This is a genomic window from Maribacter sp., assembly GCA_020629415.1.
In the GTDB taxonomy this organism is placed as follows: domain Bacteria; phylum Bacteroidota; class Bacteroidia; order Flavobacteriales; family Flavobacteriaceae; genus Maribacter; species Maribacter huludaoensis.
Genome location: JAHDDL010000014.1, coordinates 49,236 through 61,206, shown reverse-complemented (window position 1 = coordinate 61,206; position 11,971 = coordinate 49,236). Strand labels below are relative to the sequence as shown.

8 protein-coding genes are annotated in these 11,971 nt (G+C 37.5%); 1 reads left to right on the top strand and 7 read right to left on the bottom strand.

Annotation, left to right across the window (positions count from 1 at the left end):
- Nucleotides 1-60: 60 nt before the first annotated feature.
- The 7 genes from QZ657_RS07740 to QZ657_RS07710 form a co-directional block, all read right to left on the bottom strand.
- Nucleotides 61-1,686: an amidohydrolase gene (locus QZ657_RS07740; protein ID WP_412759681.1), complete on the bottom strand. Its 1,626-nt coding sequence runs from the start codon at nt 1,684-1,686 to the stop codon at nt 61-63.
- 99 nt (nt 1,687-1,785) lie between these two features.
- Entirely contained in the window at nt 1,786-2,217 is a 432-nt protein-coding gene (locus QZ657_RS07735; RefSeq protein WP_291966036.1) for a hypothetical protein, read from the bottom strand.
- Nucleotides 2,218-2,291: 74 nt separating this feature from the next.
- Nucleotides 2,292-4,115: a DUF885 domain-containing protein gene (locus QZ657_RS07730; RefSeq protein WP_291966034.1), complete on the bottom strand. Its 1,824-nt coding sequence runs from the start codon at nt 4,113-4,115 to the stop codon at nt 2,292-2,294.
- Between the two features lie 76 nt (nt 4,116-4,191).
- Entirely contained in the window at nt 4,192-4,953 is a 762-nt protein-coding gene (locus tag QZ657_RS07725; RefSeq protein ID WP_276471765.1) for an NYN domain-containing protein, read from the bottom strand.
- 140 nt (nt 4,954-5,093) lie between these two features.
- Nucleotides 5,094-6,191, bottom strand: coding sequence for an OmpA family protein (locus QZ657_RS07720; RefSeq protein WP_291966032.1), 1,098 nt, complete (start codon nt 6,189-6,191; stop codon nt 5,094-5,096).
- Nucleotides 6,192-6,324: 133 nt separating this feature from the next.
- Complete coding sequence (locus tag QZ657_RS07715) at nt 6,325-8,079, bottom strand: TonB-dependent receptor (protein ID WP_291966030.1); 1,755 nt, start codon at nt 8,077-8,079, stop codon at nt 6,325-6,327.
- Between the two features lie 31 nt (nt 8,080-8,110).
- On the bottom strand, nt 8,111-11,128 hold the full coding sequence (locus tag QZ657_RS07710; RefSeq protein ID WP_291966028.1) for a tetratricopeptide repeat protein: 3,018 nt from the start codon (nt 11,126-11,128) through the stop codon (nt 8,111-8,113).
- A gap of 155 nt (nt 11,129-11,283) precedes the next feature.
- Here QZ657_RS07710 and QZ657_RS07705 point away from each other — a divergent pair, with 155 nt between their 5' ends.
- Nucleotides 11,284-11,967, top strand: coding sequence for a cell division ATP-binding protein FtsE (locus QZ657_RS07705; RefSeq protein WP_291966026.1), 684 nt, complete (start codon nt 11,284-11,286; stop codon nt 11,965-11,967).
- Nucleotides 11,968-11,971: the final 4 nt, after the last annotated feature.

Below are 11,971 nucleotides of genomic sequence, written 5' to 3'. Positions count from 1 at the left end.
CTTAATATATTAAAAAAGCCTCGGTCATTGACCGAGGCTTTTTCTTTGACCTATATTATTTTATTTAACTATACCGTTTACAAATGTCTGTTCTGCACGAATTGTTGGTATTTCAGCAACAGGTACCGTCATCATATCCTTATCATAAATAACAAAATCCGCAAACTTGCCCGGCTCTATACTACCCTTCTCATCTTCTTCAAAATTTGAATATGCCGCCCAAATGGTCATACCCTTTAATGTTTCTTCCCTAGACAAAGCTTCCTCCATTTGAAATCCTCCTTCTGGATATCCACTGATATCCTGTCTTGCCACAGCAGCGTAAAACGTTAAAAACGGACTTACATCTTCTACAGGGAAATCTGTTCCTAATGCTATAGTACCTGCTTTGTTCAACAACGTTTTGTATGCATAAGCACCTTTTACTCTTTCTCCCAAACGTTCTTCTGCCCAATACATATCACTGGTAGCGTGCGTAGGTTGTACTGAAGGAATTATACCGTCCTCAAAATAATCGAAATCTCCTTCTGTAAGAACTTGTGCATGTTCAATTTTCCAACGTCTATCATCCTTACCTTTCAATACATTCTTGTATGCCCTTAATACAGCTATATTGGCCGAATCTCCTATAGCGTGCGTATTCATTTGATATTCTGAATTTGCAAGTTTCTCTGCGAGCGCCTCAATATCCGCAACAGGAGTAATCATTGCACCAAAATGTTTGGGTAAATCACTATACTCCTCTTTCAAGGCAGCCCCTCTAGAACCTAAAGCTCCGTCACCATATACTTTTACGGACCTTACATTTAATCGACCTGTCTTAATAGGCCCTTTTTCTATAAAATAATCAACGTCGTCTTTATTATTGCTAACCATGGCATAGATTCTTATAGACAACTCGCCTGCCTGTTGTAAACTGTCTATCAATTCAATGGTACTTCTATCCAGTCCGGCATCATTTACGGTTGTTAGACCGTGGTTAAAGCTAATTCTTTCCGCATCTTTCAACGCCGTAATTTTATCTTCCAAACTTGGCAGCGGCATTACACTATCTATAAGTGACATAGGGTTATCCACTAAAACACCGGTGATACCAGAATATCCGTTTTCCCACTTTCTTACTATTTCACCGCCTTCAACTTTAGTACTCCAATCAATATCGGCCATATCTAACGCTTTTTGGTTCACCAAATATGCGTGACCGTCTACACGTTCTAAAGCAACAGGTATATCAGGGAATATGGTATCTAACTCTGCCTTGGTCGGGAATTCCTTAATTTCCCAATCGTTTTGGTCCCAACCTCTACCTCTTAAAAACGATTTTGGATTAGCCGCATGAAAAGCTTTAACACGTTCCAAAACCTCTTCAAAACTTTTAGTACCAACTAAATCTACTAATTGTTGATTAAGACCTAAGCCATAAAAATGGCAGTGTGCATCTATTAGACCAGGGGTAATGGCCCTACCATCGGCATCGATCAATTGATCAGAAGTATATACATCCCTAATTTCTTCGGTGGTACCAACAGCTATGAATTTACCGTCTTGTACGGCAAATGCCTGTGCTTCTGAAAAAGAGTCGTCAACGGTGTAAACCTTGGCGTTAAAAATTACCAGGTCAACTTTCTCTTTCATGAGTTCGCAACCAGATAAAAATACAAATAAAATAGGAAGTAATTTTTTCACAATAAAATAGTTAGTTATCAGAATAGCAAAAGTAAGTACGGTAGTACCTACTTCAAATAATATTGAAAACTAAGTATTTTTTCGGAAAGATTTAAATCTTTATTCTACAGGTAATGTGCGCTTAGCTAAAACTTCACTTGATCTATTCTCAGAATAACACTCGCCGATCATTTTATCGCCTTCTACCTCAAGTACAAAAGAAGTACGCTCTATACCTTCCAGATTGATATTAAAATTGATCCTGTTTTCTTCAACCTTAATATCCTGCCCATTAAGTGAGCCGGTCTTTAAACTGATTACAACATCATAAATTCCGTTTTTTTCCGAAATAAAAATACGCCCCGTTTTATAAGGAGCATCGGCATTGGGCATTAAAAAATTCCAAACACCCACAACAGGGCTATTATCATTTATTTGCTCATGTTTTAATTCCTCGTAAGATGAATTTACCTTTCGGTTTTCAACAAATGAATTAATGCATAAAACATTGGCAAATAAGACAACTTTTATTAAAACATGGTTAGTGTTCATATTATAAAGTATTGTTTTATATTAAATAGTAACGATATTAAATTCATAATATTTTAACAAATGTAGGTCATTTACTACAATTTATTATTTTGTTCGGCAATCCAATGCGCTATTTTTTCTTCCAATAATACTAGAGGCAAACTACCGGAATTTAGGATTTGACTATGAAATTTTCTTACATCGAATCTTTCGCCCAAGCTAGTTTCTGCCCTAGTCCGTAGTTCCCTTATCTTTAACTGACCAATTTTATAGGACAGCGCTTGCCCCGGGGTGGCCATGTACCTTTCAATTTCAGCGATAATACCTTCTTCTGACTCAGCTTCGTTATCCAATGAATACTGTATAGCCTTTTCCCTACTCCATCCTTTTGCATGTAAACCCGTATCTACAACTAGCCTGATCGCCCTATGCATTTCCATGCTCAGCATGCCAAAATATTGATAAGGGTCTGTATAGACACCCAATTCTTTCCCCAAAGATTCTGCATATAATGCCCAACCTTCTACAAATACACCCATACTTTCAGGATGCAAGAATTCTGGAAGATTTTTATTCTCCTGCTGTAGACTTAATTGAAAATGATGGCCAGGTATGGCCTCATGCAAGAACAAAGCTTCATCATGAATAGTATTATATGACTTTACAGTGGGTATCGGCACATAGAAAATACCACTTCTGGAACCATCTTTTGACCCGGGAACATATTCCGCACTTGCAGATGCTTCTCTAAACGCCTCGGTTCTTCGTACATGAAAACCGGCTTTGGGCGTTAATGCAAAAAGAGAATCAATTTTAAGAGCTATACGATCATTAATGTTATTAAAATTTTTAATTACTTCTACAGGTTTTGAAAAAGGTGTCAATTCTTTTTTATTACGCAGAAATTTAAAAAATGATTTTAAATCGCCTTCAAACCCTATTTCATTTTTAACGACTTCCATTTCCTTTGAAATACGGGCCACTTCAGACAATCCCAATTCATGAATTTCATCTGCCGTCATGTTGGTGGTGGTATGCAATTTTATTAAATACTGATACGTCTCTTTACCATTTGGCAAGTCTAATAATCCATCAGTATCCCTAGAAACCGGTAAGTACTCGTCAGTTAAAAACCGATCTAATTCCACATATTTAGGAATTAATCTCTCTTCTATAAAATCTTCATAGTTACTTTTTAAGATATCCATATCCACATCAGACAAGCCTTCTGGAAAATTTAAAATGGGCTTATAGAACAGGTTCTCTTCTAAGGGAACATCTATAAACGATCGTACTTGTGGTAGCATTTTAAGCGTAAGTTCTTTTGGCAGTACTATACCGCTATCCGCACCAATTTTCATCTTTTCTATAGCGGTATCTAAAAAAGTCAGGTAATCTTCTAACCTGTTTAACCAATTATTATAATCTTCAATAAAATTAAAGGGCTGTACACTAGTGCCACCGCCCAACTGCGCAATGTACAAATGCAAAGATTGTATTTGAAAAAGCGGCATAAGCTCAAAACTTGGCAAGTCATAAATTGGTGATGCAACCGTAACCAAAGGATTCATTAGCCCCTCTAACTTAACGTTACAATCCCATTCCATAACGCGCATACTCATATAATCCGTTGCGCTTACTTGGGTAGAATCATATTTGCCCAACTCCTCTAAAAAATAGGTGTAACGGTCTTTTAAATGTAGAATGTAGTCATCAGAAATATAGTTGGCTATGGTATCATTATAAACCATATACCCCGCTTTGGTAGCTTCAATTGGATTTATGCTTTTTTTAAAATCATAAAATTCGGTAAAAACTTCGGCAATTGTTCTGGTATTGTTAAGCTGGTCATTTTTTGCCGTTTCTTTACAAGAACTAATGACAACAACAAATAAAAGTAACCACAGTGTGCGGATCATAGTAGTAGAATTTGTAAGGAAAAATACAAAACTATTTTGATCGGTCAATTTCTGTTTAACGGAATATTTAAAAGAACTACTTCTTTGATTTGGAATTTGCCTTCTCCTTTATTTTAACGTAAATCAATTTTTTACGCCCTTTTGAATCTTCTCTTCGTTCAATTTCAAAATGAGGAATGGAATTTATAAGCGGAGTCAATTTTTGAAACCCGTAGTTACGAGAATCAAAATTTGGTTGTTTTTTTTGCAATAAACTGCCTACATCTCCTAAAAACGCCCATCCGTCATCATCTGCAACATCGTCAATAGTGGTTGAAATAAAACGTAACGCTTTTGGAGTAATCTTATCTACCGTATTTTTTTCTGTAGGGGTCTTATTGGTAGCATCTGTAGTTTCTTCCTCTGATCTACTTTTTAAAATTTCAATATATATAAATTTGTCACAAGCAACAATAAACGGGTTAGGGGTTTTACGTTCACCAATACCGAACACCTGCATACCGGCTTCCCTTAATCTAGTTGCCAAACGTGTAAAATCACTATCACTACTAACAATACAAAAGCCATTTACCTTACCAGAATACAGAACATCCATAGCGTCTATGATCATAGCGGAATCTGTGGCATTCTTACCTTGTGTATAACCATATTGTTGAATAGGCGTAATGGCATTTTCCAGCAGTACATTTTTCCATTTTCCCAATCGGGGATTGGTCCAATCGCCATAAATACGCTTAATAGTAGGGTTACCATATTTGGCAATTTCTTCCATCATTTCTTTTACATATGCAGAAGGTATATTGTCCCCATCTATCAATACCGCTAAATTTAAATCCATTTATAGTGTTTTATGTAAAGATAGATTGATTTCTACTTGAACGGCAACAAGTTCATCAATAAAGTTAATAATGATTTTAATAATGCATGTTATTATACAACCTACCCCACTCTGCCAAAAATGGGAAGCTAAGACAATAACTATTCTAGCTTGCTTAACACAAACTCTACACGCCGGTTTAAAAATCTACCCTTCTCCTTATGATTTGAAGCTATAGGTTTTGAACTTCCATAACCGTTCAGTGAAATTCTACTTTTCTGAATACCACCTTTTATCAAGTAATCTACTACTGCTTCTGCTCGTTGTACAGACAATTTTTGATTAAAAGCATTTGAACCTATATTGTCCGTATGCCCAAAAATTTGAATGGTAATAGCTGGATGAGCGGTTAAATAAGAAATTAAAAATTCCATTTCTTGTTTATGGGCTCCTCTAATTTTAGCTTTATTAGAATTGAAATGAACGTCTTTAAAAATATGTACCCTATCCAATTCATATTCTTTACCTAAGGCAACACCAGATTTTGACTTTACATTACTTACGGTTACCATATCTACATAATAATATGAGCCTTTGGTAATTTTTCTTTTGGTCTGGTATTTTTGGGTAAGTTTATTGTTCTTAAAATTACCGATAATCATGTAGTTTTCCTTGCCAGTGGCTAAATATTCGGTTGTCAATTGCACCCATTTTATTTCATCGGAAAAATATTTGGAATACGATATTTCCATGGCCGGTGATATTTCTCCCTGTAATTTAGAAAAGTGTAATCCAGATAATACCTTGCTCGTAGCCACGTTAACAGGAAGCTCGGTAAAACGGATACCAAATTCCTTGACCGCAAAATCTGACCGTTCTGCCAAACTCACATAAAAAGAAATCGTATAATGTTCACCTTTCGTCAAGGTCGTGCTCAACTTTGCTTGAATATATTCTCTATAATCACTAGGGGCATACATGTAAAACCCCACATAGCCTGTTCCAAAATTTGCAGGCTGTTTTCCATTAAAATTCTCAGGGGTACCCATGGCAATGCTACACCCATTAAAGTAATCAGTAGAACCTAGACTGGGCATACTCCAATCCATTACATCTTTTTCCAAATTGCCCAATGCAACGGGACATTGCCTATAATCTTCAAAACTAGGGTTCACCACCAAATTCTGACTCGCTAAAAGAAATGGTATGCACAGCGCAAGCAATAGCAGAAAATTTAAATAGAGTCTTATAGTTGACATGCGCGTTAAATAGATTCCCTAAAATACAGAAAAGATAAAATATGGCCATTTTGCTACGTTTTTATACGTAAAAAACCCTTCTCTATGATGAGAAGGGTTCTTATAGTATTACATATTGTACTAATGCTATGTATTAGAAATCGAACTTATAGGTTGCCCCACCTAAAATCTGTATTCCTTGAACTTGAAAATTAGCCCATCTTTGGTAAGTATTATTAGACAGGTTTGCACCCTTTATAAAAAACGACCATTGATCTGTATACCGATACCCTACGTGTGCATTGGCATCAAAATAGCCTTCTAAGGTAATTAGTGTAGCAGGAAAATCATTTGGTTGTGTATTTTGAACGACCGTGGAAGAAAAATCATCACGCTCACCAACATAGAACAAGTTAGCACCAGCGTACCACTTCTCTCCAATTTGGTAATCCATGAACAAAGAGGCTTGCAAATTTGGTAAGTTCCAAGCCGGGTTGCCGGTTTCCGTACTGTAATCATAGACCTCAACATTTGCACCTGCGGTAAAATTACGGTTCACATCTACATTCAACTCCCCAAAAATTCCCAAGGTCTTTATATCGTCATAGAACACACCGAACGAATTACCATAATAATACCCTTTATCATCTGACCTGAAATCGTTTCTAGAGTTCAATGTATACAATGGTCTGTTGTTCTCCGCTGAATAAGAGCCTTTTACATTATAACTTAAATTGGGCAATAACTGACCTTTAAAACCTACATAAGCATTGTACTGACTATCTGTTGGCGCAATATTCAACGTTGGCGAAACAAAAGGGTTACCTTCTACAAAATCATAGTACGAGTTTTGTTTTAACTCCCCTGTTACCCCACCATAAGCAATTACGGTTTCATCTAACAACCTATACGAAGCCGTTACAGCCGGATAGATATAGAAATTACTTTCACTATTCTCCAAGTCCATTCCGTAGACCAAATTTACTCCCAAATTCAAGGAAAGATCATCACGCAACATGGTTAATGACGGATTAATACCTGCTTGCAAATTACCATAGGAAATTCCGCTATCATTAGTGCTGCTATTTACATCCGCATTCTCAAAACTACCACCAACATAATCTACATTAACCTTGGCGTTAAAGGTCTCGTCATTTATGGGAAATACGAACGAAGAATTGAAAATAGCCCTATTCTCACCAGAACTTACGGCATCAAAAAATCTTCTATACTTTAAATCTGCCCTTTTAAAATAAACATCTTCTAAATTAATATGACCGCTTACTTCGCCCATATAATAGTTTTGACGTTCATCTATACCGTTAAGGACAGTTTCACTGAACACACCAGGCTCAATACCGTACCAATTATATAGTTGATGTTGTAACCCAATGGCCGCACCCCAATCTAAATCGCGATCGCGCTTAGCGTAAGAGGCATCTAATTTGGTATCATAAAAAGTATCGTTCAGCTCAACCCCATCAATTCCTCCACGAGAAGACAAATGGTTAAAACCAATATCAAAATTTTCATCTCTATTTATTTTTCTACTGGTGTAAAATTCGCCAAGAACATTACCATACAATCCGGCCCCCAAAGAAGCATATGAATTATACAATATAGGCGGTGGCAACTTTTCTACTTTTGAAGCCGTTCCCTTGTTGGGGGTAAATGTAGATGCTACGGGAACAGAAAATATGCTGTAATTGATCGGTTTTTTCTGCAGAACAATAGAATCGTTCATGTTTGGTACCGATTTAATTTTAAAAGCATCTGAAACGGTTGGCGTGTAGGCTTTGGTCACCGTTACGGTTTCCGTACCCAAATCTTTCTCTTCCTCTTCTTGAGCAAAAGTAACTTGAAAGCCAAGCGTTAAAAATATAAGCGTAAATATATGTTTGTTGTACATAGATGTTCTTTTACTGGTGTACGTGAATCTTTTAATTAGGATCTACAGATGAATTGCTCTTGGCCTCTTTCGATTTTATGATAGCCAGCTCCGCTCTAGCCTCGGCAACAATTTCCGGGTATTGCGTAAAGTTGGTTATTACGCTCTCTAAAATATAGGTTGCTTGGTAGGCATCGTTTAAGGCATAATAGTTTTTAGCCATTAACACCAAACCTTTACCGCCCCATTCCTTGTATGCGGCATAGTCTTTCGCCAATTTTTGAACCGCAATATTAGAGTTCTCATATGACCCATCTAAATTCTCAAAGTAGGCATTGTAATACAAAGCTTCTGCAGCCGTTGCACCTGAGGCTATTTTCAACACCTCTTCATAAGCGGATTTTGCTTTTACCTCATCATTTGTGGCAATGGCCGATCTAGCGATCATAACATGCGCATCGCTCTTTATTCTGTCGTCAATACTTGGAGTAGACAATACCTTATCCGCATATTCCAATGTCTTTGGATAGTTCTTTTGCTTGTAATAACCTTTCATTAAATTGGAACGTGCAAATGTTCTGTTCTGCTGAATATTAGCCTGACTCTCCAATTTTAACAAATATGGCAATGCAATCTGGTAATCATTTTTAGAGATATAGACCTCGCAAACACGTGTTAATGCCTGTTCTGCATACTCGCTCGTGCTTCTATCCGCCACATATTTATAGTAAGCCAAAGCAGCTTCCTTATCTCCTTTTCCAAAATATAATTGAGCTAAACTGAAGTTGGCATCTACGGCATGTAAACCTGTTGGGAACTGCTGAATGTAATTCTTATATCCTTTAATAGCGGCATCAACATTACCCTCCAAGTTCTGTTTTTGGGCAGCGTCAAAAGTAGCATTGTCCAATTCCGCATCGGTTACCTCAATAAAATCAAGACCACGAACCCACTCGGCATATTCGTTCACTCGCCCCATATCCACATACACCAATTTTGCCGTGGCTACCGCTTGAATAGCCTCTTGTGTTTTTGGAAAATCGCGAACAACCGTCTTAAACTTTGCCAAAGCAGCTTCGTTTTTTGCGGCATTATAATTGACCAGGCCCTGTCTCATCAACGCCTGTGGCACCAACGAACTTCCTCTATATTCACTGATCAAACGATCATAGGCGGCAAGACCTTTGCTTTCCTGACCTTGGGCAACATAGGTATTTCCCAATTCAAACAAAGCATCATCTTTAAAACTTGACCTTGGGTATTGACTTACAAACTCCTCTAAATTTTCAATTTTGCTTTCTCCCCTATCCACGTATCCGTAGCTCATCGCTTTTTGGTAGAAGGCATAATCCTTTTCAGGTCCTGTCAATGCCAAAGCTTTATTGTAGGTTTCTATGGCAGGCCAATATTTACTGGTCGCATAGTAGCTATCGCCCAAACGTAGGTAACCATCATTTAATTTTTCTACATCTGCATTTCCGTTAGACGTAAATACGTTGAAATAGGTAATGGCATCATTATAATTTTTCTGCTTAAAATATCCGTAGGCCAAATTATAATCAACATCGGTATACATTTCTGTACTTTGTGCAGACGGGTTGTTCTTAAATGCCGTATACCCTTTTACCGCATCATCAAAACGGTTGGACAAATAATCGGACTCCGCTTTCCAATAATCGGCACGGGCCTTGAACAGCATATCTTCCGCACTGCCCAATGATTTCTCAAAATTTTCTGAAGCCGCATTATAATCGCCTTCCATAAAAAGTTCAATACCTCTATAATAAGCTACTTTTTGGTATACCGATTTGCTGGCGTAGTTTTTATTCTCCTCTAACAGTTTCATTGCACCTTCAAAGTTCTTTGAGGTAATGTATGAATCTACCAATAGGGTCTGCATCTCTTCTTGATGCTCATCTTTAGGGTAGATCTTCAAGTAATTTGTAATCACCTGCGGAACCGGCTCATAGGCATTACCGACTTCATAACTTAGACGTGCATAATTTAAGAATGCATCTTTCTGAATCTCGGCACTGTAGTCCATTTGCGATGCATTACGAAAGGCGTTCAGAGCTTCCTGCTTTTTATCCAACTTTAAATAACATTCTGCCAAATGGTAATATGCATTTTGCGAAACGCTATTAGTACCACCTATAATTTTGTTGAATTGGGCAATGGCATTGGCATAATCACCACCTTTATAATAAGCATAGCCCAAATAGTAATAATCCGTATTGTTCCATTTACCACCTTTACCGTTGTATTCCGTTAAATAAGGTATGGCATTCTCGTATTGCTTAAGGTTAAAATAACTCTCCCCTATGATCTTGTTCAATTCGGACACTTCTCGTCTGTCTGCCTTTGGCAGTTGCTTTTTTGCCAATGCAATAGCCTCGTCAAACTTGCCCAGCTTAAAGTTCATGTCCGCCTGGTAATAACTAAGTTTTTCTTCCAATACATCTTGATCCGTAATTTGATCAAAACGCTGGTTTGCGGTTTCATAGTCATCTTGTTGATAAGAAATATACCCCAAGTAATACTTTGCCTGAGAACCGTATACCGGTGAATTGGCAACCTTCTCCAAGTATTTTTCAGCCTCTTTTGTTTTACGTGATGAAAATAAAGAATAGCCATAATTGAAGTTAAACTTATCCATCTCTCCACGAGAAAGAGAACTTTGGTCAACCATATTGTACCATTTTAAAGCGTACGGATATTTTCCTGTTTGAAAATAGTACTCCGCCACATCGGCAAAGGCAGAATTACGTTTGGTAGATGTAGGATATTTTTCTACAAAATCTTCCATCAACCTATCGGCACCCATCTGGTTTAAGCGCACTGCCGCGTTGGCAGAATAATAGGCGCTATTGGCAGCGGTCTCCTCATCTTTTGTAGACACTTTTACCTTATCAAAAATGGTCTGTGCCGCTTGGTATTGTTCGTTATTGTAAAGCGCTAGCGCATCTTGAAAAGCTTTCTGTTCGTGGGTATAGATCTTAGTCTCTTGTGCATTGGTCAAAGTGACCAACCCGAATACCAATGGAATAAAAGCAGTGATTTTTTTAAGCATAGTGTTCTGTTACTATTTAGTAGTACCGTTATCACATGTGATAACGTCAAAAATTGTACCTAAGTATGTGCAATACCCTCTCAAAATAAAAGATTTTAAAAAAGGGTTCTCTAATATCAAATGGAACTTATTACTTTTATGACAACATTTGTGTTATGGAAGAGATTGTTTTAGAACTTAAAGATGCGGCTATCTTTCAAAAGGAGAGCTTGGTACTTAGTGAAGTTAGTTTAAAAATCGCTAAAGGTGAATTTGTTTACCTCATTGGTAAGACCGGTAGTGGTAAAAGTAGCTTTATGAAGACCCTATATGGCGATTTGCCTTTGCAAAAAGGCGAAGGGCATGTGGTGGAGTTCGATCTTAAGACGCTAAAGGAAAAGGACATTCCATTTTTACGTAGAAAATTGGGTATTGTCTTTCAAGATTTTAAACTACTACCAGACCGTAATATTAACCAAAATATGTTTTTTGTATTAAAGGCAACCGGATGGACGGATAAAGCCAAGATGGATGCAAGGGTAGCAAACGTACTTGAAAAAGTAGGTATGAAAACCAAGGGCTTTAAATTTCCGCACGAGCTTTCTGGTGGGGAACAACAACGTATTGCCATTGCCCGTGCCTTATTGAACGACCCAGAGCTGATCATTGCCGATGAGCCAACCGGAAACCTTGATCCACAAACCAGTGTGGAGGTGATGAAGGTTTTACAGGAAATCAATAAATCCGGGAGAACCATTTTAATGGCAACACACGATTACGCCTTAATATTAAAATTCCCTTCTAAAACTATTAAGTGCGATGCCAATAAGGTTTTTGAAGTGGTGCAAAGGGCGGTTTAAGTAT